Here is a 23,861-nt window from a genome sequence, read left to right as displayed (position 1 = left end):
GGAGGAGCCGATGATCGGAATCAGCCGGGACGACGACGTGGTCACGATCGAACTGCAGCGACCGGAGCGGCGCAACGCGCTGAACCTTCAGTTGTGTGCCGCGCTGCAACAGGCGCTGCTCGACGCGGTTGCGACCGATGCCAGGGCCATCGTGCTCACCGGGCAGGGCACGGTGTTCTGCGCGGGCGCGGACCTGAACGAGGTGTACTCCGAGGACTTCAGCGGCGGACTGCTCGCGATGCTGCACACCATCGACTCGATCCCCGTTCCGGTGATCGCGGCGGTCAATGGCCCGGCATTCGGCGCGGGCACACAGCTTGCGATCGCGTCGGACCTGCGGGTGGTCGCACCGGAGGCGTCTTTCGCGATCCCGGCCGCGAAGCTGGGCATCAGCGTGGATCGGTGGACGGTGCACCGATTGTCGTCGTTGATCGGCTCGGGGCCGGCCCGGTCCATGCTGATCGGGGTCGAGCCGATCGCGGCGGAGGAGGCGTTTACGCGCGGGCTCGCGAACAAGATCGGGACGCCCGCCGATGCCAAGCAGTGGGCGAAGACCATCGCCGGGCTCGCGCCGTTGACCCTGCAGTACCTCAAGCTTGCGTTCAACGACGACGGCAGCACCCAGCCGGAGAGCGACGAGCTGCGGACCGCGCTGCACCGCGCGTGGCGCAGCGACGACGCTCAGGAGGGCCGGACCGCGCGCGAGGAGAAGCGGGCGCCGCGTTTTACGGGTCGCTGATCGGTTCACACAGCGCAATCCACGCTGGGCGCTACCTTGGACAGCGTGGATCTCGCCAAGTTGTCGCCCGCACACCGGTTCAGCAACACCGAGCCGGGCGGGCCCATCGTTCCCGGACCGTCCGTGTTGCGCGACGCGCTCACCGGTATGCGTCGCGGCCGGCCGAGCCGGCCCGTGCCGCTGGCGGCCTCGCCTGTTCCGGAACAGGTCGCCGATATCGCGTTGACCTGGTACGGGCATGCGAGCGCGATGATCGAGGTGGACGGCCATCGGGTCCTGGTCGATCCGGTGTGGAGCAATCGCGTATCCCCGTCTTCGCTGGTCGGCCCGGCGCGACTGCACCCGGTGCCGGTCCCGCTCGACGCGCTGCCGCCGGTGGACGCGGTGGTGATCTCGCACGACCACTACGACCATCTCGACAAGGCGACCATTCGCGCGCTCGCCCGCACCCGGCACATGCCTTTCCTGGTGCCGCTCGGGGTCGCCGCGCACCTGCGCGGCTGGGGGATCGCCGACGATCGAATCGTTGAACTCGATTGGGAGAAAGGCACTTCCATCGGTGCGCTTACCGTCACCTGCGCCGAGGCGCGGCATTTTTCGGGGCGTGCGCTGGTTCGTAACAACACGCTGTGGGCGTCCTGGGTGATCGCCGGTCCGGACCACAGCGTCTACTTCGGGGGTGACACCGGCTACAGCAAATGCTTCGCCGAGATCGCGGGCCGGCATGGGCCGTTCGACGCGACGGTGCTGCCGATCGGCGCATACGACCGGCACTGGCGCGATATCCACATGGACCCGGAGGAGGCCGTCGCCGCGCATGCCGACCTCAACCTCGGTGATCCGGCCCACGGCGTGCTGATGCCGATCCATTGGGCCACGTTCAACCTCGCGTTGCACGCCTGGGACGAGCCGGTGCGCCGGTTGGTGGCGGCGGCCGCGGCGGCAGGCACCCCGATCGCGGTCCCGCGCCCCGGTGAGCGGGTCGACTTGTCGGACCCCGCTGCGCTTTTCGACCCCGCGCATGCGCAGCCCTGGTGGGACGGAATCGGGTGAATCGGGCCTAGGCTGGTGCTGGTTACGGCGAAGCGAAGGAGGAGCGATGACGGTGTTCGACCAGCTCAAGGGTCTGCTGGACAAGGGCAAGAAGGCGGCCGCGGAACACAAGGATCAGATCGATTCCACGATCGACAAGGTCGGCGACACGGTCGACAAGCAGACCAAGGGCAAGTACTCCGACAAGGTCGGCAAGGCCAAGGACGCGGCCAAGAAGGCCATCAACGAGTGAGGTCGAGCAACCCGGCCGTCACCGACCGGGTTCGCGCGCTGTGTCTGGCGTTGCCCGAGGCCACCGAGCGGGTCAGCCATGGCGAGGCCGCCTGGTTCGTCCGGCGGTCACCGCAATTCGCGACGATGGCCGACCATCATCACGACGACCGGCTCGCGCTCTGGGTCGCCGCACCCGACGGCGCCCAGGACGGCTGGCTGTCCCGAGATCCCACGCGCTACTTCGTGCCGCCCTATGTCGGCACCCGTGGCTGGCTCGGGGTGTGGCTGGACGCCGAACCGGACTGGGATGACATTGCCGAGATCATCGAGGATGCCTACCGCACCGTCGCGCCCCGCACGCTCGTCGCACGGTTGGATGCCGCCGGCGGATAGCATGCGCGAGTGGCGAAACTGAACGTCTCCGGATATGTCCCGATCGCGCCCGAGCAGGCATGGGCAAGTGTCTCCGATCTGTCCGATCTCGGCTCCTGGCTCTCCCTGCACGAGACGTGGCGCAGCGAGGTACCGGCCGAGTTGACCAAGGGCACCCGGCTGGTCGGGATCGCGCGGGTCAAGGGCATGCGCAACCGGGTGACCTGGACCGTCACCGAAGCCGACCGCCCGCATCGGCTGGCGCTGTCCGGTGAAGGCAAGGGCGGCACGAAGATCGGGCTCGACCTGCGGGTGAGTCCGCAGGACTCCGGGTCCGCCGTCACGGTCGCGATCGAACTCGGTGGCCGTGCGCTGTTCGGGCCGATCGGTGCGGGTGTGGCGAAGGCGGTCAAGGGGGACGTGGAGAAGTCGATGCAGACCTTCGTCGCGCGCTACTCCGATCGGCCGTGAGCGCGGCGTGTTCCGCGGAGTCGTGCTCGCCGCTGTCACCGTGCTCGTCGGCGGGCTTGCGGTGCTCGGGGTCGGCAAGGTCCTGTCCGACCGGTGTACGGGGATCACCGAGTACCCGCTGATCGCGGATCCGAGTATCGCGCCCGCGGTGATCGCGTTGGTCGACAACGTCTCCGCCGAGCGCCTTGGTTGCGCGCACATCACGGTCACCGCCACCCCCTCGTCGGCTGCGCCTGCCGCGCTGGCGAATCCGGAGACCGCTGCGGCGCTGTGGATTCCGGCCTCGACCAGATGGATGCTGGAGGCGCGCCGGACGACCACCGTGCCGGTCGAGACGGTCGCCGAATCGGTCGCCGCCACGCCCGTGGTCATCGCCACCCGGCCCGCCGATGCAGGCGATCCCGACACCTGGATCGCCGGGCTGGGCGCGCCCGGAACGACGATGGCCGACCCGCTCGCCGATCCGGGCGCCTCTGCCGCAATCTCCGCCGCGGTGGCCGAGGTGGAGAAGGGGCGTAGCAAGGCCGGCGAGTTGGCCGACGCCCTCCTTCCGCTCGCGCAGGCATCGACCGCGCGGACGACGTCGCCCACCGCGCCGGACCGGCTCGCCGAGGTGGTCCGCTCCGGCGGCGCGACCGTGGTCACCGAGCAGGAGTTGGTGGCAGCGCAAGCCCAGGGCAGCGACCTCGTCGGCACAATGCCACGCTCGGGCAGCGCCCTGCTCGACTTTCCGCTCGTCGTCACCGAACCCGATGAGCAACGCCACGACGCGGCGCGCAAGGCCGGCGAACGCCTCGCCGCCGCGTTTGCCGACAACGAGGGCCGGCTGCAGCTGTCGGTTCGCGGACTGCGTTCGTCGGCAGGAGACCCGCTCGACGGTGGTCGCGGTACGGGCACGGTGTCCAAGCTCTGGGTCAGCGATCGCCGCCTCGTCGACGACGCGCTGCAGCAGTACGCGCTCGCCGCGCGCCCGATCCGCGCGCTCACCGTCGTCGACGTTTCCGGTTCGATGCGCTACGCCGCCGGGTCGGGCACCCGGCTCGACCTGACGGTCGAGGCGGCCGAAGCGGGACTGCGCATGTTTCCGGACAACTCCGCGGTCGGTTACTGGGCATTCGCCACCGACAAAGGTGGCCGCGGCCAGGACTGGACCGAGCTCGTCCCGATTCGGCCGCTCACCGACACGACCGATGGTGTCGATCAGCGGGACCGGCTGTTGCGCGCGAACGAGAATCTGGCCGCCCTCGTCGGCGGCGGCACCGGGCTGTACGACACCACGCTTGCGGCAGTGCGCCGGGTGCGGGAGAACTACGACCCGGCCGCGGTGAACAGCGTCATCATGCTCACCGACGGCGCGAACGACGACAAGCGCAGCATCACTTTGCAGAAGCTGCTCGACACCCTTCGCGCCGAGCGGGATCCGGCCCGGCCGATCGCGGTCGTGACGATTGGGATCACTGAGAATGCGGATGCCGATGTGCTGCAACAGATTGCGGACGCAACCGGGGGCAGTAGCTACGTCGCCCGGGATCCGGCGGAGATTCCAGCGGTGTTCACCAACGCGTTGCGCGCGCGACGGAACTGATCAGGCGAGCACGCGCACACCGGGCGCGGAGCATAGCCATCGCTCGGCGAGGCGATCTAGCGTGCCGTCGGAATACAGCTGTTCCACCGCGGCCGAGACGCACGGCGTGAGTGGGCTGTTCTTGGGCAGCAGCACGCCGAAGGCCTCGTCGGTGCCGGCCAGCCGAGGGAACTGACCCACGAGCACGCTGTCCGGAATCTGTTTTTCGGAGATCTGGACGCCGGTGGGGTAGTCCACGATCATGGCGTCGATTCGGCCCTCGGTCAACGCGAGCTTCGCGTCGTCGTTGGACGCGAACTGTGCGGGTGGCGTCGCTGGATGCAACGTCGACTCGATCGCAGCCAGGCTGCTGCTGCCCGCCATGGCGCCAAGGCGCAGGCCGCGGAGTTCGGCAAGGGTCTGCGCGTGCGCGGCCCGGTTTCCGGCCATCGCCACGACCGCCTGGGTCACCGCGTAGTAGGGCGCGGAGAAGTCGACGTTGGGGCGCCGGGAATCGAGGATGGTGAACTGGTTGATGTCGAAGTCGAATGGTTTCGGGCCGGCGGTCAGCGCGTCGTTGAAGGCGACCGAGACGAAGGTGGTCCTGTCCTTCGAGTAGCCGAGTCGCTCCCAGACCGCCTCTGCGACGGCTCCTTCGAAACCTTGGCCATTGGCCGGATCATTGTTGACGAACCACGGCGCGTAGGCCGGCGTATCGGTGGCGATCGTCAGGACGCCCGGATTGATCGTCTTGCCGCTGTCCGGTCCGCAGCCCGGCGCGGACGCGCTCGACATCCCCGCCGGTGCGACCGGAGCCGAAGTGCCGTCGCCCGCCGCTTCCGACGCAGACCCGCATCCGCTCAGTAGCAACACGGCGCCGGTTGCTACGGCGAGAAGTGGGCGTACATCGCCCGCGGGGCTGGACATTCGCCCATCTTGCCCGTGGGTGCGCTGTGCGGCAAGGTTTGCGCCATGCCGTCCCGAATGTTCGGTGACATCCAGGTGGAGCTGAGCAACCTGGACAAGGTGCTGTATCCGGCCACCGGGACGACGAAGCAGGCGGTTATCGACTACTACGTCGCAATCGCGCCGGCGATGATCCCGCACATCGCCGGGCGACCGGTGACGCGCAAGCGCTGGCCGAACGGAATCGAGTCGACACCCTTCTTCGAGAAGAACCTCGCCGACCACGCACCGGACTGGATCGAGCGTCGTGGGATCGAGCATCGCTCGCGCACAATCAACTACCCGGTGTTCGATACCGTCGCCGGACTGGCCTGGCTCGGTCAGCAGGCCTCGCTCGAGATTCACGTCCCGCAATGGCGCTTCGACGCCGACGGCGACGTCGGGCCTGCGACCCGCCTCGTGTTCGACCTCGATCCCGGCGAGGGGATCACCCTGGCGGAGTGCGCGCAGGTCGCGGTCGCGGTCCGCGACATGGTCGGCGAGATCGATCTGGTCGCTTTTCCGGTGACGAGCGGCAGCAAGGGGATTCACGTCTACGTGCCGCTCGATCGTGCGCTGAGCCCGGGCGGGGCATCCAAGGTTGCCCGGCAGGTGGCCGACAATCTGGAGAAGCTCCATCCCGATTTGGTTACGGCGACGATGGCGAAGGTCGCCAGGCGCGGCAAGGTGTTCCTGGACTGGAGCCAGAACAACCCGGCGAAGACGACCATCGCGCCGTACTCGATGCGCGGGCGCGCCGAGCCGACCGCCGCCGCGCCGCGCACCTGGGCGGAGCTGGAGAATCCGGCGGAGTTGCGGCACCTGCGGTTCGACGAGGTGCTCGATCGGTTCCGACGCTACGGCGACCTGCTGCACGACCTCGACCCGTCCGGCGCGGACAAGCTCGCCAGGTATCGGTCGATGCGCAACCCCGAGCTGACTCCGGAACCGGTGCCCGCGGCGGCGCCGAAACCGAGCGAAGGCAACGCCTTCGTCATCCACGAGCATCACGCCCGTCGGCTGCACTGGGACGTGCGCCTGGAACGCGACGGCGTGCTGGCCTGCTGGGCGGTGCCGAAGGGCGTTCCGGAAACGCCCGCCGAAAACCGCCTGGCCGTGCACACCGAGGACCATCCGATCGAGTACCTGGATTTCTCCGCGACAATCCCCAAGGGGCAGTACGGCGGCGGGGTGATGACGATCTGGGACACCGGCACCTACGAGACCGAGAAATGGCGCGACGACGAGGTGATCATCCGGCTGCACGGTCAGCAGGTGCAGGGCCGGTTCGCGCTGATCCGCACCGGCGGCAAGAACTGGCTCATGCACCGGATGAAGTCCGACTCCGAAACCGATAGCGGCACAGCGCTTCCACGTGGACTTGCGCCCATGCTTGCGACGACGGGCACGGTCGACGGGCTGGGCGAACAACAGTGGTGCTTCGAGGCGAAATGGGACGGCTACCGACTGATCGCCGAGATCGATCGCGGCGAGCTGAAACTGCGCAGCCGCGCCGGCAATGTCGTCACCGATCGCTATCCCGGGTTGCAGCAGCTGGCAACCGAACTTGCCGATCATCGCGTGGTGCTCGACGGCGAGGTGGTGGTCTTCGACGAGCGCGGCATACCCGATTTCGGCAAACTTCAGGTGGACGGGAAGAACGCGGAGTTCCTGGTCTTCGACATCCTGCACCTCGACGGAACATCGCTGCTGCGCAAGAAGTTCGAGGACCGCCGCAAGGTGCTCGAGGCACTTGCCGAAATTGTCCCGTCGATGCAGGTGCCACCGCTGCTCGACGGCTCCGGGGCCGAAGCGCTCGCGCAGAGCCGAGAGCAGGGCTGGGAGGGCGTGGTCGCAAAGCGGCGTGAATCGGTGTACTTGGTTGGCAAGCGCGGACATTCGTGGGTGAAGGCGAAGAACTGGCGCACTCAGGAGGTGGTGATCGGCGGGTGGAAGCGCGGCCAGGGGGGACGCAGCGGGCGTATCGGGTCGCTACTGCTCGGCGTCCCCGACGCCGACGGCGCGCTGCACTACGTCGGCAAGGTGGGCACCGGCTTCACCGAGCGGACGCTGGAATCCCTTGCCGAGCAATTGAAGCCGCTCGCACGCGACGACAGCCCCTTCGCGACCGCGCTGCCGGCCGCGGAGCGTCGCGACGCCGTCTGGGTGGCACCCGAACTCGTCGGCGAGGTCCGCTTCGGGGAGTGGACCGGCAGCGACCGGCTGCGGCACCCGGCCTGGCGCGGTCTGCGGGACGACAAGAAGCCCGACGAGGTGCGACGGGAAGGCTAGCTATGCTGTGAACCGGGGCACGGTTGGGGGCGCAACGTGACCGTGTTGCCCCACTCGCCCGGGCGCACGAACACCTTGTGACCGAACGGAACATCGGTCGCAAGCAACTCGATCAGTTCGGTGTCGCCGTCGTCGTTTTTGGCGAGGAACCGGCTGCCGTCGGGCAGGCGGCCGACCACGATCGCGGTCAGCTTGTCGCGGTCGTGCCGGATCGTGTACGTCTCGATCGTGCCCTCGCCGTCGGGCTGCTCGGTGGTTGCGACCGTGGGGGCGCCGTCGAGTTCGGCCTGCAGTTCGGTGCTGCGGTCCGGCCGCCAGGGTGCGGGCGTGGTCGAGTACACGCCCGCCGAATACTTGCTGAGCATGCCGCCGTTCGCGCCGACGAAGCCGAAGCTGCCGGGCATTTCGCGCAACCGCGCCACGACCTCGGCGATCGCGTGCATCGAGTAGTTGTTGCCCGCGCCGCCGAAATACGGCAGTCCGCCGGTGGCGGTGAGTCCGCGCGGGTCGTCGGCGGTGAGGCCGAGGCCGTCGGCCACGGTGGAAACCGCGATCGGGAAGCAGCTGTAGAGGTCGAGGACCCCGAGGTCGTCGGTGCCGATACCGGCCACGTCGAGCGCATGCTGCGCGGCGGCGACGGTCGCGGGGCTCGCACCGAGATCCGGGCGGTCCATGATGTCGTGCTCACGCAGGTCGGCGTGGCCGTGCAGAAACACCCAACGATCCTGCGGCACACCGAGTTCGGTTGCCGCACCGACGGACGTGAGCAGCACTGCCGCGCCCTGGTTCACCTGGTCCCGGGCCATGAGCAACCGCGGGTAGGGGTCGGCAATCATGCGGTTGCGATCGGTCACGGTCGCGAGTTCGTCGGCACCGTAAACCGCCGAAGAGGCCGAGTGCGGATTGGCCGAGGCGACCTTGGTGAACGGCGCGAAAAGCTCACCCATGCTCCGGGCGTAGGTCTCGCGGCGCATGCCCAACCGGTCCCGGCGGGCGTTCTCGAACAGTCCGTACTGGCTCGCCGGACTGACGAGTCCGTGGATCACCATGTATTTGGTGACGAGGCCCTCGAGGCCGTAGCCGCGATCGTCGAGTTGCCCACCGCGTACTTCGGTGAAGTCCGGCGCGTCCGGACGGCCCGCGAGATGGCGCGCGGTGGAGATCGCCTCGGCACCGAACAGCAGCACGGCATCGGTCGCACCCGCCGCGATGGCCGCGGCGAATTCGTTCACCAGCTTTTGCGGGGACTGCCCGCCGGTCACTTCCAGGGCGGCGTTGACCGGCGTGGCGCCCACGCGGTCGGCAACCGAGCGCGGGAAGTTGTCCGATCTGCCGAGCGGCACAGGCATTCCCGGCACCGACATCTCGAACTGGCGCACGCCGGCGACGGTGTGCACCCGGGCGGTGACGGCGGCCGGGTCTGCGCCGGTGTTCGCGATTGCCGCGCGGGCGGCATGGGCCGCGAGTTCGACCGCGGACAGTGCCCGGTAGTCCTCATCGTCGTAGCGCTCGGAAAACTGCCCGACGCCGATGACGACGGGGGTGCGTGGATCGATCATTCTTCCGCACCGAAAAGAACGCGCAGCATCAGATACTGCACGCGTCCCTCCGAAGCGGGACTCTTGTCGAAATGCAGCATACGGCCGAGGTCGACGACCAGGCCGAGTGCGGCGTGAACCAGGAAACGCGCTTGGCGCGAAGACAATTCGGGCCGAGATTCGGTGAGCAGACGGGCCCACTCCTCGACGTTGAGCCGCTGGATGTTGCGCAGCATGCTGCGTTCGTGTGGCGGCACATTGCCGATCTCCGCGTAGTAGACGAAGGTCAGCTCCTTCTCCGCGAAGGCGCCTGCGACGTACTTCTCGACGAGCCGAGTGAGGGCCTCGCGCGAGTTCGGCGACTGCGCGACCGCCACCGGGATCGCCGCCGACACCCGGTCGGCGGCACGACGGAACGCAGCGGCGAGCAGATCGGCCTTGCTGCGGTAGTACCGGTACACGCCCGACGGCGGAAGGCCCGCCGCCGCGGCGATGTCATCGATCCCGACCTCGTGGTAGCCGCGCTCGTGGAACAGCAGGATCGCCTGTTCGAGCAGCAGTTCGTGTTTGAACGTGTCGGGAATCTCGGTGGCCGGTTCCGTTCTCGCCGGTTCGCCTGTCGCACTGGGCAGATCGCACCGCAGTACGGTCCAGCAGGTCTCGCCGAGCAGCTGCTGGATCGCCTTCGGCGGCAGTGTCGCATGGTGATCGGTGATGCTGCCGAGGATCGCGAGGTTCGCGGCGACCAGCATTGCCCGGTCGGTGGGGTCGAGGGCGGGACGGAGCTCGGCCAGGCACTCGGCGAGCGCAAAGTGGATGACGCTGGCCTGCTCGAACAGCAGGCGTTGATCCGCGGAATGGAGGTAACGCCCCTCCCAGCGGTACAGCGCACCCGACTGTCGGTTGTTGATCGTCATCGTAGCGATCGACTGCAACAACCAGTCGATGCGCGCCTCCGGAGACCAGTCGGTGGCCTCGTCGGGCAGCACGGCGGACTCGCGCAGCTTGGCCCCGAGCGCGAGCACCGCCTCGCGGAAGAGGGCGTACTTGCTCGGATAGTGGCGGTAGAGCGCGGCGGCGGACACGTCCACCTTCGCGGCGATGTCTTCCATGCTCACGGCGTGATAACCGAGCGCGCCGAATTGCTCGGCAGCGACGCTGGCGATGGTCGACTTGCGGTTCTTCGGGCGCCGCTTGACGGGATTGTCGGCGACGACCTGGTCACCAGAACTGCGCGGTTGGCCGGAGGGCATGTTCGACATGCTAATGGAACAGGTTGCATTATTCTTCCTCGGCCTGCGAACACCGATTAACATTCCTGGCATGCGAGACAGTGGCCGGGGGGCATGATGTACGAGGTCAGAGTAGTGAAGACGATCGCCGCGCCGATCGAAGACGTCTTCGAATGGATGACGAATTCGGACAACTACCGCCGCGTTCCCGGCGTCTTCGCTGCCCGCGTCCTGCGGCCGGGAACACCGCCACCGCAGGGGCCGGGTGCGGTGCGCGAGGTGGTCACCGCGGGGATGAAACTGACCGAACGGATCGTAGAACTCGACCGCCCGGTGCTGATGCGCTACCGCGTGCTCACGTCGTTCCCGCCGATGCGGCACGAGAGCGGATCGATGTCCTTTCACGCCGAGAACGGCGGCACCACGGTCACCTGGGTGTCCCGGTTCGAATCCACCGCACCGATCCTGACCGGCCTGGCGAGCCGCGCGCTCGGCGCTGCTGTGGCGGTGGGGTTTCGTGGCGTGCTCCGGACGGCGGGCAAGGAGCTGGGCGGCGCGAAGTAGCGCCCTACAGCATGATGTGCAGCGCGATCGCCAGCGCTCCCGACGCCGCCACGATCAGTGCCGCGACCGCGTCGGCGCGACCCGGGCCGGCCGGGTAGGCGGTGAGCTGCCCGGTGCCGCCGCGTGCGGTGATCGCCTCGGCGAGCTCGCCCGCCCGCCGGGTCGCGATGGACATGACGGCGGTGATGATGTCGATCAGTCCGTTGTCGCGGGGGTTGTGCGGTGATCCGCCTTTCGGTCGGAGCCGGCGGCCCGCCCGCAGCACCCGCATCTCCTCCATCAGCAGCGGCAGACTGCGCAAGCTCAGCGCGATCGCAACGGCCCACTCGTCCACCGGCAGCCGCAGCTTGCGCAACGGGGCGCACAACGTGGCGACCGCGGGGGCGATCTCGTTGAGCGCGGTCGTCCACGCGATCACGAACGATGCGCCGAGCAGCACGAGGCCGAACACCGCGATCTGCACGTAGCGCAGCACCGCGGTCGTGCCGATCGGGGCGTTGATCAGCCCGCCGAGCACCATGAGCCCCCAGAACCACCACGGCGGTCGCGGCACCGCGGTCGGCGGAACGCGTGCGATGAGCGCGACAGCGAGCAGGAACACGGTGACGACGCCGAGCACCGGCCAGGACGGGACGAACATCAGCAGCACACTGATCGCGACGACCGCGAGCATCTTCGTGCCGGCCCACAGCCGGTGAACGGCGCTGTTGCCGGGAACGCGACGAAGGACGACGGTGCTCATCGCACACCCCCGGCCAGCGAATCCGATGCCGCAGTGACGATGCGGCCCGCGTCGAGCCGGACCGTACGGTTGCACACCGCCGACAGTTCCTCGACGTCGTGCGAGATGACGACCAGCGTGAGACCGGAACGCCGAAGCGAGACGAGCAGTTCCACGATGCCGCGACGGCCGTCCGGGTCGAGACCGGCCAGCGGTTCGTCCAGCACGACGAGCTTCGGATGGCTCACCAGGATGCCGGCGAGGACCACCCGCCTGGCCTGTCCGCCGCTGAGCTCGTCGATCGACCGGCCCGCCATCATCCGGTCGAGGCCGACCGCATCGAGCGCGCGACCGACACCGGCCGATCCGGTGCCCGGGCCGCCCCAGGACTCGATTTCGGCGCTCACCGTGCGTCGCTGCAACTGCAATCGCGCGTGCTGGAACGCAAGCGCGACCCGGCCGACCTGATCGGTGGTCGGTTTGCCGTCGAGTTCGCACCGACCCGAGGTCGGCGCGATCAGACCGGCGATCACCCACGCGAGCGTTGACTTGCCCGAGCCGTTTCCGCCGACGATGAGTACGCCTTCGCCGCGCGCGACGGTGAGGTCGACACCGTGCAGCGCTTCGGTCGCCCACGGCGTGCGCGCAAGGTAGGTGTGCGCCACATCGTCGAGGCGCAGCAGCGGCCGGTGTGCGAACGCGGGGGTCGCCGGAAGCGGCAGCGCCCGGGCCGGCGACCAGTCGGGCAGCCGCTCCACCATCGCGCCCCCGGCCAGGTGGATGACCCGGTCGGCGGCGGCAGCCTCGGACTCCTGGTGGGTGACCAGCACGACCGCCATCCGGTGCCGGGCGGGCAGGCTCGCGAGCAGCGCGACGAGTTCCGTGCGGCCGGCGGGATCGACCATCGCGGTCGCCTCGTCGGCGATGAGCAGGCTCGGCCGCCGGGCCAATGCCGCCGCGACGGCGAGTCGCTGCATCTGTCCACCGGACAGCGATCCGGTTTCCCGATCACCGAGACCGTCCAGTCCCACCTCGCGCAGCAGACCGTCGATATCGACCTCGGCACCGGGCGGCAGACCCCACACCACGTCGTCGGCGACGAGTACGCCGAGGGTCTGTGTCTCCGGACGCTGCAGCACCACCGCTGTGCCGCCGAACCGGCCGAGCCCCGCCGCGCCGGGCCGGGTCACCGTGCCCGAGGTGGGCGGGCGGCCGGCGAGGATCCGGGTGAGCGTGGACTTTCCGCTGCCGTTGTGGCCGACGACCGCGACGAACTCGCCAATGTCGACGCTCAGGTCTATTCCGCTCAGCGCGTCCGATTTCGCGCCGGGATAGCGGAACGACACCGCGTCCAGGCGCACGGGCAGCGGGTCCACCGGGCGGACGTCGTCGGGGGCGTCGAGCCGGTCCGTTCCGGGCAGCCACGCGAGCCGGTCGAGAACGGCGCCGAGCACGAACCACGCGATGATCGCGCCGGTCACGACGCCGAACGCCACCGAGCCCCCGACCCAGAGCCACCACCAGGCGATGATCGCGTCGGCGAGACCGGCGAAGAAATCGGCCAGCGGTTGCAGCGCCGGCTGCCTGCCGGCCAGGTTGGACAACCCGCGCATGGTGTCGCGGATGGTGTCGAGGAAAAGCGTGCGCGTATTGGCGAAAATCAGCAGCGTCGCGATCGCGAAGAGCGCGGACCCCGCAGCGGCGACCATCGACCAGCCGAGCAGCATCGCCATGCCGCGCCCACGCCGTTTGACCTGGCCGACGATGCCGCCAAGCACAGCGCAGGAGACCAAGGTGAGCGCGGAACTCAGCCCGCCGGCCACGAAGGCGACCGCGACGGCGGCGAACGTAGCGGCGATCAAGGCGCGCAGGCGATGCCGTTGCGCGACCATCCCCATCGGGACGGCGGCGAGCAGGTTCAGTGCGGCGGCGAACGGTACCAGGGAGGCGATCACGGCGAGCGTCACCGACACGGCGCCGAGCACCGCTCCGGTGGCGAGCTCGAGCGGGCGCAGCGGACCGCTGATCGCGGCTCCGTCCGGCGCTTCGTTCGCTGCCTTCGTTCTCACCCGACCAGTGTGCCAGCAGGCTCGGACGGGAAGATATTGCATTCATGCGCAGCCGCGCATATGTTACGTCTGTGGGTCACGATCACTCGCACGCCCGTGCCGCGCACAGCGCATCGGGCCGGCATCTGCGCAGCCTCGCACTGGCCTTCGCGATCGGGCTGGTATTCATGCTGGCCGAGTTCGGCGTCGCGGCCGCGACCTCCTCGCTCGCGCTGCTCTCCGATGCGGCGCACACGCTGACCGACGTGGTGGCGCTCGCGATGGCGCTCGGCGCGGTGCTGCTCGCCAAGCGCAGTCCGCCGACGCACACCCGGACATTCGGCTACTACCGCGCCGAGGTGTTCGCCGCGCTGCTCAACGCCGTGCTGCTGTTCGTGGTCGCCGGTTACGTGCTCTTCGAGGCGGTGCAGCGGTTCTCCGACCCGCCGGACGTGCCCGGCTGGCCGGTGCTGATCATCGGCGTCGCCGGTATCGCCGCGAACCTCGTCGCGTTCCTGCTGCTCCGCGCCGGCGCCCAGGAGAGCATCAACGTGCAGGGCGCCTACCTCGAGGTGCTCGCCGATCTCGTCGGGTCGGTGGGTGTGCTCATCTCCGCCGCGATCACGATCGGCACCGGTTGGAACTACGCCGACCCGATCATGGGTGTCGCGATCGGCCTGTGGGTACTGCCGCGGGCGTTCGTGCTCGGCCGGCGATCGCTGCGAATCCTGTTCCAGCACAGCCCGGAAGCCGTCGACGTCGAAAGCGTCTCGCACCGGCTGCAGGAACTGCCCGGGGTGGCGGACGTGCACGATCTGCATGTCTGGACGCTGACCTCGGGTATGGAGGTCGCCTCCGCCCACCTCACCGTGTCGCCCGGCGTGAGCCAGGACGGCGTGCTGCGGTCCGCGCAGGAAGTTCTTGCGCACGAATTCGAGATCACCCACGCCACCTTGCAGATCGAGAATCCCGACTCGGCGATGCGGTGCAACGAACTGTCCTGGTGAACCCGCTCAGGCGCTCGCGCTCCGGGTGACGGGGGTGATCGACAGCCGCAACGCGCCGGGCGCACTTTCCGGCACCACGGGCGTGCGCGGCGCGATCGGATCGATCCGCTGATACGGCGCGCCGAGCGGCGGACGCCGATCCGCCTCGCCCTTGTTCGGCCACATCGCGATGGCCCGCTCGGACTGCGCGGTGATGGTCAGCGACGGGTTCACCCCGAGGTTCGCGGTGATCGTCGAGCCGTCGATGACGTGCAGGCCGTCGTAGCCGTACAACCGCTGGTACGGGTCGACGACCCCGGTCGCGGGGGAGTCGCCGATCGGGCAGCCACCGATGAAGTGGCCGGTGATCGGGATGTTCGCCAGTTCGGTGATGGAGCCCTGCGGCAGGCCGCCGATCTTCTCGGCGACCCGGCGGGTCACCTCGTTGCCCTCGGGGATCCACACCGGATTCGGTTCGCCCACACCCTGTTTGGTGGTCATCTTGCGGCCGAGTACGCCACGTTTGGTGTACGTGGTGATCGAGTTGTCCACGTTCTGCATGACGAGAAGGCCGATCATGCGCTCCGACCAGTGCCGCGGGTTGTGCAGCTTGTGCAGCTTGTTCCAGTTGCGGCCCAGTTCGCGCGCCCCGAGCACCCAGCGCTTCTTCCCCTCCTGGGCGTCGACCAGCACGGTGGTCATCAGGCCCATGAAGTTGCTGCCCTTGCCATAGCGCACCGGCTCGACGTGGGTGACCGCATCGGGGTGGATCGATGACGTGATCGCCACACCCTTGGTGAAATCGGTGTCGTCGCGCAGCGAGCGCGCCGCGAGCACCGCCTCCGAGTTGGTGCGGGTCAGTTCGCCCAGACGCGACGAAATGTTGGGCAGCACACCGCGATCGCGCTGGCTGTGCAGCAGTCGCTGGGTACCCAGCGACGCTGCCGCGAAGATCACCTGATCGGCGGTGAACGTCTGCTTGCGCTTGCGCACCCAGCGTCCGGTCCGGACGGTTTCGACGGCGAACCCGCCACCGGTCAGCGGTCGCACAGTGGTGACGGTGGTGAGCGGATGCACCTGCGCACCGGCCTTTTCGGCCAGGTACAGATAGTTCTTCACCAAGGTGTTCTTCGCATTGTGCCGGCAGCCGGTCATGCATTCGCCGCAGTGCGTACAGGTACGCCGGGCTGGGCCGACACCACCGAAGTACGGGTCCTCCACCTCGCCTCCGGGACGAGTTCCATTGCCCGCAAACAGAACTCCGACCGGGGTCGGGTGGTAGGTGTCCGAGATGCCCAGGTCCGCTGCGACTTCCTGCAGCACGCGGTCGGCCGGGGTGGTGGCCGGGTTGGTGACCACTCCGAGCATCCGGGTCGCCTGGTCGTAATGCGGCGCGAGCTCGGACTGCCAGTCGGTGATGTGCGACCACTGCTTGTCGGCGAAAAACTTGTCCGGCGGCTGGTAGAGCGTGTTGGCATAGACCAGCGAGCCGCCGCCGACGCCGGTGCCGCTCATGATGAAGGTGTTCTTCAGCAGCGTCATGCGCTGGATGCCGAAGCAACCGAACTTCGGCGCCCACAGGTACTCGCGCAGATGCCAGTTGTTCTTGGCGAACTCGTCATCGGCGAAGCGGCGGCCCTGCTCGAGCACGCCGACCCGGTAACCCTTCTCGGTCAGTCGGAGCGCGGAAACGCTTCCGCCGAAACCGGATCCGATCACCAACACGTCGTAGTGCGGCATGGTCAGCTTGCCTTTCGTTCTTCGTAATCGGCCGCGTCGAACTTGCGGGTGCGCAGGCGGTATTGCGTCACCGTGCCAGGCCAGTTGTTGGTGATTCGCCCGGATGCGTTGCGGTACCAGCTCGCGCAGAAGTTCCATGGGCTGCGATCGAGCCGGGCCTGCAATTTGCGATCGAAGCGCTGCTCCACGTCGGGTCGCACCGCCAGCGCTCGGTCGGGGCGGTCGGCGATGGCCTGCACGGCCTGGCGGATGTAACGTGCCTGCGACTCGAGCATGTAGACGATCGATCCGACACCGAGATTGGTGTTCGGCCCGTACATCATGAACAGGTTCGGGAAGTCCGGCACTGCCATGCCCAGGTAGGCGCGACCGCCCGCGGGATTCCACACATCGGCGAGTTTGCGGCCGCCACGGCCGTAAAGGTTCATCGGCCAGAGGAATTCGGTGGCCTTGAATCCGGTGCCGTAGACGATTACGTCGGCGGGGTGCTCGACGCCGTCGGTGGTACGGACCCCGTTCGGGGTGACGGCCTCGATGGCGGTGGTTTCCACGGTGACGTTGGGCTGGGTCAGCGCGGGGTAGTACGCGTTCGAGAAAAGGCCTCGCTTACAGCCCGCGGGGTAGTCGGGCGTGAGCTTGGCGCGCAGCTCCGGATCGGTGACCTCTTCGCTCAGCTTGTTGGTCGCCATCCGGATCACCAGCGGCTGAATGGCTTTGATGTCGACCAGGCCGAGCGAGAGGAACTCGACCAGCAGCCAGATCGAGAAGCGCTCGGCCAGCCGGACCGGCGGGACCCACTTGAAGAGCCAGTGGTGGAACTTCGTGTACTCGACGTCCTTTTTGCCGACCACCCACGCGGCCGAGCGCTGGAACACGGTCATGTGCTCGACCTGCGGCTGGATCGCGGGCACGAACTGTACTGCGCTTGCGCCGGTGCCGACCACGGCGACCGTCTTGCCCGTCAGGTCGACATCGTGATCCCACTCGGCGGAGTGGAAGGCCGGGCCGGTGAAGGTCTCGATACCGGGGATGGCGGGCAGCGACGGCCGGGAGAGCTGGCCCACCGCGGTCACCAGCACGTCGGCGGTCCGCGTCGCGCCGTCGGCGGTGCGCACGGTCCAGGAGCGGGTCGGCTCGTCGTACTCGGCATCGGTGACCTCGCTGCCGAACCGGATTCGCTCCGTGAGTCCGCGTCGGTCGGCGACGTCGCGCATGTACTCGAGGATGTCGCTCTGCATCGAGAACCGGCGCGGCCAGTCGGTGCGCGGCTCGTAGGAGTACGAGTACAGCGGTGACGGGATGTCGCAGCCGGCGCCGGGGTAGGTGTTCTCCCGCCAGACGCCGCCGAGGTCGGCCGCGCGCTCCAGGATCGTGAACTCGCCGAAGCCGTGCTTCTGCAGCTCCATGGCCATGCCCAGGCCACCGAAACCGGCGCCGATAATGAGCACGGATGGCTGCTTCGTCGGGGACATCCGTCCACCTCCACTTCCTTGATCGCGGTCGATGCTATGGCGCGAGCCGCGCCGCGCGAGAGAGAACGCGGGACAGGAAATCGAGATTTTCGGCCATAATTGCGGGATGGCGCTCGATGTTGTTCCCCCCGGCGTGCTGGACTGGCATTTCCCGCGCAGCGTGGCGAGCGTTGCCCTGATGGTGCGATTCGCCGCCGAACACGGTGTGGACGAGCGGACCGCGCTGGCCGGAACCGGGCTGACCGGGGCGATTCTTGCCGACCCGGACGCGCAGATCGATGCCGGCCTGGAGCTGGCTGTGGTGCGCAATCTGGTCCGCACGCTCGGCGGGGAACCGGCGGTCGGATTGCAGCTGGGCGCCCGGTACCGGGTCACCACGTTCGGCATCTTCGGCTTCGCGTGCGTTTCCAGCCCGACGCTGTGGGACGCGATCACGCTCGCACTGCGCTACCTGGAACTGAGCTTCACCTTCTGTATCCCGACCGTGGAACAGCGCCCGGGGGAGACCGCGGGCAACCTGCACGACGAAGGTGTGCCCTCCGACGTGCGGCAGTTCCTGGTCGAACGCGACCTGACCGCGATGTATGTCGTGATGACCGATCTACTCGGCGACGGATTGCCCTTGCGGCGAATGGAATTCAAGTTCGATCGGCCTCGGTATACGGACCGGTTCACGGAGATATTCGGGGTCGAGCCGCAGTTCGGGCGGCCGGCGAACCTGTTCGTGTTCGATCCGGCCGAGTTGGAACGGCCACTGCCGCAGTCGAACTCGCACACGCTGTCGATGTGCGAGGCGCAGTGCCGCGATCTGGTGACGCGCCGGCGGGAACGCACCGGTATTGCGCACGAGGTGCGGGACCGGCTCATTCGGGTGAGTGGCGCGCCCGCCGGTATCGAGGAGGTCGCGCACGCGCTCAACGTCAGCGTCCGAACGCTGCGGCGCCGGCTTTCCGACGCCGGGACCAGCTATCGCGACCTGCTCGACGAGGTGCGCCAGGCGCTCGCCGAGGAGATGCTCGGCACGACACCGTTGAGCGTGTCCGATGTCGCGGTGCGGCTCGGCTATGCGGAGGCGTCGAGTTTCATCTATGCGTTCAAGCGCTGGACCGGGACCACGCCCGCGGCGTTCCAGCGCGGCCGCCGCGCGGAGGCGCTGGGAGTCAGGCGATTACGCGAAGGTGGGTGATCAGGCGCCGGCCGTCGAGGACGTGCATCGCGATGGTCGGCGGCGGCGCGTAGTCCACGACCGGCATGTCGCGGGCCCCGACCTCCCAGACGGGCCCGATGACCGATGCGACGCTCGGCGCCACGACCAGCGGCTTGCCGGCGAATGTCGTCGTGGCGGCCGTGTGCGCGTGGCCGCACAGCGTGCCGATGATGCGGTCGTCGCCGCGCAGGATCTCGGCCAGGGCTTCGGTGCGGCCGAGCCGGATCGGATCGACGAGCGGACTGAACAGCTCCACCGGTGGGTGATGGAAGGCGAGCAGGATCCGGTCGTCCGGTGCGCTCTCGTCGAGCAGGTCGCGCACCCAGGCGATGGTGCTGTCGTCGAGTTCGCCCTCGGGACGGCCGGGGATCGACGAGTCGCACATCGCGATGAGTACGTCGCCGACGCGCAGCTGCTGATTGATCGGCGCATCGCTGGGCGCGCTGCCGAGTAGCCCGGCCCGGAATGCGCGCCGGTCGTCGTGGTTGCCCGGCCCGATACAGAGCGGGACGGTCGAGGTGAGCACCTCGGCGGCCTGCGCGTATTCGGCCGCGGTGCCGAGATCGGCGACGTCGCCGGTGACGATGATCGCGTCGGCCGGGCGCGGCAGGGCGTCCAGGAACCGCATGACGGCCGCGGCGCGCTCGTAGTTCCGCGTTCCGCCGTCGAAATGCGGGTCGCTGATCTGCGCGAGTACGAACATGCAAAACCGCTCTCTCGTTGCCCCTCTGGCGCCCCACTGCCCTTGCCTGCAGCCCCCGTTGCCTCCAGCTATTGAACACGCTGACCGATGCCGGGCAGAGTTCGGGCAGTACCGCATGCACGCAATACCGACGAAAGGGATCGACGCACCATGACACAACCGAACGGGCCGGAACCCAAGGAGCAGCGCCGAGGCCGCAAGATCGCCATGACGGCGCAGGAGCGCGACGAATTCCTCGCAGGGGAGCACACCTGCCGGGTTGCGACCGTCGGCGCGGACGGGCGTCCGCACGTCGGCCCGCTCTGGTTCGTCTGGGACGGGACCGCGCTGTGGCTGAACTCCATCGTCAAGAGCCAGCGCTGGACCGACGTGATCCGCGATCCGCGGGTGAGCATCGTCGTCGATGCGGGCGAACAGTTCCACGAGTTGCGTGGGGTCGAGTTGCTCGGTCGCGCGGAGCCGGTGGCCGACGTGCCGCGCGGCAGCGACCCGGACGAGCAGGTCGCGCGGCCGGAGTTGCTGTTCGCGCGCAAATATCTAGGCGGTGACACCTTCTTCGCCGATGGCAGGCATGCGTGGCTGCGGGTGGTCCCGGAGAAAGTGGTGAGCTGGGATTTCCGCAAGAATCCGCTGTTGCAGCCGTCTTGACCGCAGAGCGCGTCGCGCCTACTCTTAACCCATCGGTTAATTAACTAGGTGGTTAAGGATGCAGGCCGAAGACCGGTTGAACGTCACGTTCGCCGCACTGGCCGACCCGACGAGACGGGCGATCCTCGCCCGTCTCGCGGACGGCGAGGCGACCGTGACGCAATTGGCCGAGCCGTTCGAGATGAGCCTGCCGGCGATTTCGAAGCACCTGAAGGTGCTCGAGCGTGCCGGGCTCATCTCGCGCGGCCGCGACGCGCAATGGCGACCGTGCCGACTCGAAGCCAGACCGCTCGGTGAAGCGACCGGCTGGCTCGACGACTACCGCCGCTTCTGGGAGTCGAAGTTCGACCTTCTCGATGACCATCTCCGGGAGATCCAGCAGAAGGGACGGCAATCATGACCGAACTTGCTCAGGGCGACGTTGCGTTGCTCGAAACGGACACGGCCCAGGATTTGCTCGCGGCGAACCTGCCCGCGCGCCTGGCGTTCACGGCAGCGGACGGGACGCCGCGGGTGGTTCCGATCAATTTCGTGTGGAATGGCGACGAACTCGTAATGAGCGGCTTCGCGCCCTCGCACAAGGCCCGCGCGATCCGTTCGCACCCGGACGTCGCGGTCACCATCGACACCAACGAGGCGCCGCCGCATGTACTGCTCCTGCGTGGGCGGGCGGACGTGACCGAATCCGACGGCCTGCTGCCCGAATACGCGCAGGCCATGCGCAAGGGCGGTGCCGAGCCGGTGGCCGAGTATCTGGCCGCGGTTGCCGAGCGAGCGCCGCGAATGGAGCGAATCGCGTTGCGGCCCAGCTGGGTTGGTGTGCTCGACTTCGAGACCCGATTCCCCGGCGGGGCGCCGGCGTGGATGCGCGGCGAGGAGGAGGGCGAGTCATGAGCGATCGCGAATTCACCATCGTCCGCGAGTTCGACGCGCCCCGCGAGCTGGTCTTCCGGGCCTGGACCGATCCCGAACAGATGGCCAAATGGGCTGGTCCGCGCGGTTTCACGACACCTGTGTCGTCCATCGTGCTCGGCACCGAACCGGGCGACCCGCAACGCATGACGATGATCAACGACGCGGACGGCACGGAGTACGTCTCGGCCGGGCACTTCGTCGAGATGGTCGAGCCCGAACGCCTCGTGTTCACCTGGGGTGACCCGACACTCGACAGTGACGAGGATCACGAATCGCTCATCACCGTGACTTTCGTCGAACTCGACGGCAAGACGACCATGACTTTTCATCTGCTGGCACCCGGTCCGCTGAGCTTCGAGGACGGTGCGAGGGAAGGGTGGTCGCAGAGCCTCGACCGACTTGTGAGCATTCTAACAACGTCGCCGCGTTAACGGCTGCTCCTGCGTTCCCGACACTTGGTCAAACGTTCAAGTTGATCGGTGGGTTGCGCTGCACATGCCGAGGAATGGGGTTCAGGTATGGGCAGGAGCATTCATCAGGGCCGTTCGGAGGGTAGTGCCTCCGACGGTGCAGGTCGCAGACGGAAGTGGGCGCGGCCGGCGATTCTCGTGCCGGGGGCCATGGGGCTCGCTGTCCTCGCGGCCGCACCCTTCCTGAGCCAGCCTGTGCACGACGGATACGAGTCCGTCCTCACCGGCGCCGGTGCACCCGGTTGCTACGACATGGTCAGCATCGCGATCGCTGGGAAGGGCGATACGCCGAGCTCGAATGCGAACAACCAGTTCATCGTGGCCGCGGACGGCACGGTCCTCCCCGCGGCGAAAGCGGGTGATTTCGACAGCGGCTGGCTGAAGCCCGTGGTCAACGCGCCGAACGGAGCGGTTGGATCGGATTCGTACGCCGCGATCTACGTCGACTATCCGGCGAACTTGGCCACGTACGAGGAGGCGGTCAACGCCGGCGTGGACAACGCCGAGACGGTGATGAAGTCGATTGCCAAGGAATGCCCGGACACCAAGTTCGCCGTCGTTGGATACAGCGAAGGTGCCGACGTTGCTCGGCGTGTTGCGATGGAGATTGGCAACCAGCCCGCCGACGACATCACCATCGTCGACCCGAACTCGGTGGTCGGAGTGGTAATTCTCGCCGATGCGGGGCGTTCGGCCGGCGAAGGTCCGTTCCCGGGCGCAGCGAACGAATTCGGCCACCCGGACAACTTCGACGTTGCGTACCAGGACGGCGGCAACGCAGCCGGCGGCCATGGTTTGGTGTCGGGGGGTAGCTTCGGCGCCCTCAACGGCAAGGTGGCCGCGTTCTGCTCGGAAGGCGACTTCACCTGCTCGGCTTCGGAAGACATCGCGCTACTTCGGCTGCTGCTGAACGTGGCGCGCCAGGTCAACGTCGATGCCATCGATGAGGACGGGCTGACGCTTGCGACCGGCGCGGACGTCGCCATCGCCTTCGGTCGAGTTGCCCTCCTTGCGTTCAATGATATTGCGAAGCAAGACAACTGGATGAAGAGCGACGAAACCTTCCTCGACGTGCTGGTCAAGGTGTCGGACCCGTCGTACCAGCCGGGCGCGATCGTCACTCCGGTCGAGCTCGTGCAGTTCACCACCAACCAACTGCTCTACGTGGCCTACCTGCCGGCAAAGTTGGTCAATGAGGTCGTCGGGCTTATCGAGGACAATCGGAACCTCATCCAGGTCGTCCAGAGCGATCCGTACAACCAGACCCTCGAACAGGGTGTGGGCCACCACTTCGACTACTGGCGCGACGCCGATGCCGCGAACGGCAAGCCGCTGACATCGGCCGAGTACGCGGCGGCATGGTTGACGCAGCTGGCCCAGGAGGCCGAGCAGGGGCAACCGAGCACCACCGAGGTGCCGGACGCGGTCGAGCTTGCGGCATCCAGCGAGTCTGCGGCCTCCAGCGAGACTGCGGCCTCGACCGAGACCGAGACCGCGACACCGACTGCCATCCCGACGACGCAAGCGAGCGACGCCCTGTCGGCCGATTCCGCCGCGGAGGCCGGGACAACGTCTACGGCAGCTGCCGAGGCCACCGTCGAAGCTGTGGAGACGACCACGACCACCACGGCGGCGGCTCCGGCCACCGCGACCAAGCAGTCGGCGGTCACCACCACCACCACAACCACCAGGCAGTCGGCGGCCACCGCCGAGGAAGTGATTCCTGCCGACAGTCAGCCGACCGAGGACGCCGCCGCAGCGGCGGTGCCTTCGCCCTGACCGCAGCCTCACCAGCGCCGACCCAGCCGGAAACCCGGTTGGGTCGGCGTTCGTTCGCTGTGCAGCGTCGCGAGATAGACTCGTCACCGTCGCGGCTGTAACAGTGGCCTCTCCTGCCCCGACAAGTTGATCATTGGTCGGGGAACCGACGGACGGCGTGATGCGTCCGTCGAGAGAATGGGGAACTGT

General features: G+C 68.1%; 23 protein-coding genes. 15 read left to right on the top strand and 8 right to left on the bottom strand.

Annotation, left to right across the window (positions count from 1 at the left end):
- Positions 1 to 10: 10 nt before the first annotated feature.
- From OG921_RS21055 to OG921_RS21030, 6 genes are read left to right on the top strand one after another with little or no spacing between them, the layout of a single operon-like run.
- Positions 11 to 739: an enoyl-CoA hydratase gene (locus OG921_RS21055; protein WP_266114473.1), complete on the top strand. Its 729-nt coding sequence runs from the start codon at positions 11 to 13 to the stop codon at positions 737 to 739.
- Positions 740 to 784: 45 nt separating this feature from the next.
- On the top strand, positions 785 to 1,792 hold the full coding sequence (locus OG921_RS21050) for an MBL fold metallo-hydrolase (protein ID WP_323182836.1): 1,008 nt from the start codon (positions 785 to 787) through the stop codon (positions 1,790 to 1,792).
- A gap of 46 nt (positions 1,793 to 1,838) precedes the next feature.
- Positions 1,839 to 2,024, top strand: coding sequence for an antitoxin (locus tag OG921_RS21045; RefSeq protein WP_266114472.1), 186 nt, complete (start codon positions 1,839 to 1,841; stop codon positions 2,022 to 2,024).
- The gene (locus OG921_RS21040) at positions 2,021 to 2,398 is read left to right on the top strand and encodes an MmcQ/YjbR family DNA-binding protein (RefSeq protein ID WP_266114471.1); all 378 of its coding nucleotides are present in this window, start codon (positions 2,021 to 2,023) and stop codon (positions 2,396 to 2,398) included. The genes OG921_RS21045 and OG921_RS21040 overlap by 4 nt, the downstream gene beginning before the upstream one ends.
- A gap of 9 nt (positions 2,399 to 2,407) precedes the next feature.
- Complete coding sequence (locus OG921_RS21035; RefSeq protein ID WP_266114470.1) at positions 2,408 to 2,848, top strand: SRPBCC family protein; 441 nt, start codon at positions 2,408 to 2,410, stop codon at positions 2,846 to 2,848.
- A gap of 7 nt (positions 2,849 to 2,855) precedes the next feature.
- A complete protein-coding gene (locus tag OG921_RS21030) occupies positions 2,856 to 4,433 on the top strand; it encodes a VWA domain-containing protein (RefSeq protein WP_266114469.1) in 1,578 nt (525 codons plus the stop codon).
- Here the strand turns inward: OG921_RS21030 and OG921_RS21025 are convergent, their stop codons facing one another.
- A complete protein-coding gene (locus OG921_RS21025; protein WP_266114468.1) occupies positions 4,434 to 5,339 on the bottom strand; it encodes a transporter substrate-binding domain-containing protein in 906 nt (301 codons plus the stop codon). It lies immediately after the preceding gene.
- Between the two features lie 45 nt (positions 5,340 to 5,384).
- Between OG921_RS21025 and OG921_RS21020 the strand changes: the two genes are divergently transcribed.
- Positions 5,385 to 7,649 carry an ATP-dependent DNA ligase gene (locus OG921_RS21020; protein ID WP_266114467.1) on the top strand — a complete coding sequence of 755 codons (2,265 nt, stop codon included), beginning with the start codon at positions 5,385 to 5,387 and terminating at the stop codon, positions 7,647 to 7,649.
- Here OG921_RS21020 and OG921_RS21015 read toward each other — a convergent pair.
- Entirely contained in the window at positions 7,646 to 9,208 is a 1,563-nt protein-coding gene (locus tag OG921_RS21015) for an acetyl-CoA acetyltransferase (protein ID WP_266114466.1), read from the bottom strand. The genes OG921_RS21020 and OG921_RS21015 overlap by 4 nt on opposite strands.
- Complete coding sequence (locus OG921_RS21010) at positions 9,205 to 10,440, bottom strand: TetR/AcrR family transcriptional regulator (RefSeq protein WP_266114465.1); 1,236 nt, start codon at positions 10,438 to 10,440, stop codon at positions 9,205 to 9,207. Before OG921_RS21010 ends, OG921_RS21015 begins: the two co-directional genes overlap by 4 nt.
- A 93-nt stretch (positions 10,441 to 10,533) precedes the next feature.
- Here OG921_RS21010 and OG921_RS21005 point away from each other — a divergent pair, with 93 nt between their 5' ends.
- Positions 10,534 to 10,983: an SRPBCC family protein gene (locus OG921_RS21005; protein ID WP_323182835.1), complete on the top strand. Its 450-nt coding sequence runs from the start codon at positions 10,534 to 10,536 to the stop codon at positions 10,981 to 10,983.
- Between the two features lie 4 nt (positions 10,984 to 10,987).
- On the opposite strand, the gene OG921_RS21000 is transcribed toward OG921_RS21005, so the two are convergent.
- Positions 10,988 to 11,725, bottom strand: a complete 738-nt coding sequence (locus OG921_RS21000) for an energy-coupling factor transporter transmembrane protein EcfT (protein ID WP_266114464.1) — start codon at positions 11,723 to 11,725, stop codon at positions 10,988 to 10,990.
- Complete coding sequence (locus tag OG921_RS20995) at positions 11,722 to 13,773, bottom strand: ABC transporter ATP-binding protein (protein ID WP_266114463.1); 2,052 nt, start codon at positions 13,771 to 13,773, stop codon at positions 11,722 to 11,724. The genes OG921_RS21000 and OG921_RS20995 overlap by 4 nt, the downstream gene beginning before the upstream one ends.
- Before the next feature lie 44 nt (positions 13,774 to 13,817).
- Between OG921_RS20995 and OG921_RS20990 the strand changes: the two genes are divergently transcribed.
- Positions 13,818 to 14,759 carry a cation diffusion facilitator family transporter gene (locus OG921_RS20990; RefSeq protein WP_266114462.1) on the top strand — a complete coding sequence of 314 codons (942 nt, stop codon included), beginning with the start codon at positions 13,818 to 13,820 and terminating at the stop codon, positions 14,757 to 14,759.
- Positions 14,760 to 14,765: 6 nt separating this feature from the next.
- Here OG921_RS20990 and OG921_RS20985 read toward each other — a convergent pair whose 3' ends face one another.
- Complete coding sequence (locus OG921_RS20985; RefSeq protein WP_266114461.1) at positions 14,766 to 16,478, bottom strand: GMC oxidoreductase; 1,713 nt, start codon at positions 16,476 to 16,478, stop codon at positions 14,766 to 14,768.
- 2 nt (positions 16,479 to 16,480) lie between these two features.
- On the bottom strand, positions 16,481 to 17,950 hold the full coding sequence (locus OG921_RS20980) for an NAD(P)/FAD-dependent oxidoreductase (RefSeq protein ID WP_266114460.1): 1,470 nt from the start codon (positions 17,948 to 17,950) through the stop codon (positions 16,481 to 16,483).
- 106 nt (positions 17,951 to 18,056) lie between these two features.
- Between OG921_RS20980 and OG921_RS20975 the strand changes: the two genes are divergently transcribed.
- Entirely contained in the window at positions 18,057 to 19,136 is a 1,080-nt protein-coding gene (locus OG921_RS20975; protein ID WP_266114459.1) for an AraC family transcriptional regulator, read from the top strand.
- Here OG921_RS20975 and OG921_RS20970 read toward each other — a convergent pair.
- The gene (locus OG921_RS20970) at positions 19,111 to 19,860 is read right to left on the bottom strand and encodes a metallophosphoesterase (RefSeq protein WP_266114458.1); all 750 of its coding nucleotides are present in this window, start codon (positions 19,858 to 19,860) and stop codon (positions 19,111 to 19,113) included. The two genes, OG921_RS20975 and OG921_RS20970, sit on opposite strands and share 26 nt — an antisense overlap.
- A gap of 150 nt (positions 19,861 to 20,010) precedes the next feature.
- On the opposite strand from OG921_RS20970, the gene OG921_RS20965 reads away from it, so the two are divergent.
- The 5 genes from OG921_RS20965 (at position 20,011) to OG921_RS20945 (ending at position 23,672) form a co-directional block, all read left to right on the top strand.
- Complete coding sequence (locus tag OG921_RS20965) at positions 20,011 to 20,508, top strand: pyridoxamine 5'-phosphate oxidase family protein (protein ID WP_266114457.1); 498 nt, start codon at positions 20,011 to 20,013, stop codon at positions 20,506 to 20,508.
- A gap of 58 nt (positions 20,509 to 20,566) precedes the next feature.
- A complete protein-coding gene (locus OG921_RS20960; protein ID WP_266114456.1) occupies positions 20,567 to 20,908 on the top strand; it encodes a helix-turn-helix transcriptional regulator in 342 nt (113 codons plus the stop codon).
- Positions 20,905 to 21,402 (top strand): pyridoxamine 5'-phosphate oxidase family protein, encoded by a 498-nt coding sequence (locus OG921_RS20955; protein ID WP_266114455.1) that lies wholly within the window; start codon positions 20,905 to 20,907, stop codon positions 21,400 to 21,402. Before OG921_RS20960 ends, OG921_RS20955 begins: the two co-directional genes overlap by 4 nt.
- Positions 21,399 to 21,854 carry an SRPBCC domain-containing protein gene (locus OG921_RS20950; protein ID WP_266114454.1) on the top strand — a complete coding sequence of 152 codons (456 nt, stop codon included), beginning with the start codon at positions 21,399 to 21,401 and terminating at the stop codon, positions 21,852 to 21,854. Before OG921_RS20955 ends, OG921_RS20950 begins: the two co-directional genes overlap by 4 nt.
- Positions 21,855 to 22,043: 189 nt before the next feature.
- Positions 22,044 to 23,672, top strand: coding sequence for a cutinase family protein (locus tag OG921_RS20945; RefSeq protein WP_266114453.1), 1,629 nt, complete (start codon positions 22,044 to 22,046; stop codon positions 23,670 to 23,672).
- Positions 23,673 to 23,861 lie beyond the last annotated feature (189 nt).

The organism is Aldersonia sp. NBC_00410, assembly GCF_026342035.1.
Taxonomy (GTDB): domain Bacteria; phylum Actinomycetota; class Actinomycetes; order Mycobacteriales; family Mycobacteriaceae; genus Aldersonia.
The sequence above is the reverse complement of the archived record's forward strand: the minus strand, read 5'-3'. Positions and strand labels throughout refer to the sequence as shown.

Excerpts from the sequence above, each read along its gene's own strand:
- OG921_RS20965 (WP_266114457.1), top strand. The coding sequence starts at position 20,011 with ATGACACAACCGAACGGGCCGGAACCCAAGGAGCAGCGCCGAGGCCGC.
- OG921_RS21000 (WP_266114464.1), bottom strand. The coding sequence starts at position 11,725 with ATGAGCACCGTCGTCCTTCGTCGCGTTCCCGGCAACAGCGCCGTTCAC.
- OG921_RS20975 (WP_266114459.1), top strand. The coding sequence starts at position 18,057 with ATGGCGCTCGATGTTGTTCCCCCCGGCGTGCTGGACTGGCATTTCCCG.
- OG921_RS20950 (WP_266114454.1), top strand. The coding sequence starts at position 21,399 with ATGAGCGATCGCGAATTCACCATCGTCCGCGAGTTCGACGCGCCCCGC.
- OG921_RS20980 (WP_266114460.1), bottom strand. The coding sequence starts at position 17,950 with ATGTCCCCGACGAAGCAGCCATCCGTGCTCATTATCGGCGCCGGTTTC.
- OG921_RS20970 (WP_266114458.1), bottom strand. The coding sequence starts at position 19,860 with ATGTTCGTACTCGCGCAGATCAGCGACCCGCATTTCGACGGCGGAACG.
- OG921_RS21025 (WP_266114468.1), bottom strand. The coding sequence starts at position 5,339 with ATGTCCAGCCCCGCGGGCGATGTACGCCCACTTCTCGCCGTAGCAACC.
- OG921_RS21055 (WP_266114473.1), top strand. The coding sequence starts at position 11 with ATGATCGGAATCAGCCGGGACGACGACGTGGTCACGATCGAACTGCAG.
- OG921_RS21010 (WP_266114465.1), bottom strand. The coding sequence starts at position 10,440 with ATGCCCTCCGGCCAACCGCGCAGTTCTGGTGACCAGGTCGTCGCCGAC.
- OG921_RS21005 (WP_323182835.1), top strand. The coding sequence starts at position 10,534 with ATGATGTACGAGGTCAGAGTAGTGAAGACGATCGCCGCGCCGATCGAA.
- OG921_RS20990 (WP_266114462.1), top strand. The coding sequence starts at position 13,818 with ATGCGCAGCCGCGCATATGTTACGTCTGTGGGTCACGATCACTCGCAC.
- OG921_RS20955 (WP_266114455.1), top strand. The coding sequence starts at position 20,905 with ATGACCGAACTTGCTCAGGGCGACGTTGCGTTGCTCGAAACGGACACG.
- OG921_RS21015 (WP_266114466.1), bottom strand. The coding sequence starts at position 9,208 with ATGATCGATCCACGCACCCCCGTCGTCATCGGCGTCGGGCAGTTTTCC.
- OG921_RS20960 (WP_266114456.1), top strand. The coding sequence starts at position 20,567 with ATGCAGGCCGAAGACCGGTTGAACGTCACGTTCGCCGCACTGGCCGAC.
- OG921_RS20945 (WP_266114453.1), top strand. The coding sequence starts at position 22,044 with ATGGGGCTCGCTGTCCTCGCGGCCGCACCCTTCCTGAGCCAGCCTGTG.
- OG921_RS21020 (WP_266114467.1), top strand. The coding sequence starts at position 5,385 with ATGCCGTCCCGAATGTTCGGTGACATCCAGGTGGAGCTGAGCAACCTG.
- OG921_RS21045 (WP_266114472.1), top strand. The coding sequence starts at position 1,839 with ATGACGGTGTTCGACCAGCTCAAGGGTCTGCTGGACAAGGGCAAGAAG.
- OG921_RS20985 (WP_266114461.1), bottom strand. The coding sequence starts at position 16,478 with ATGCCGCACTACGACGTGTTGGTGATCGGATCCGGTTTCGGCGGAAGC.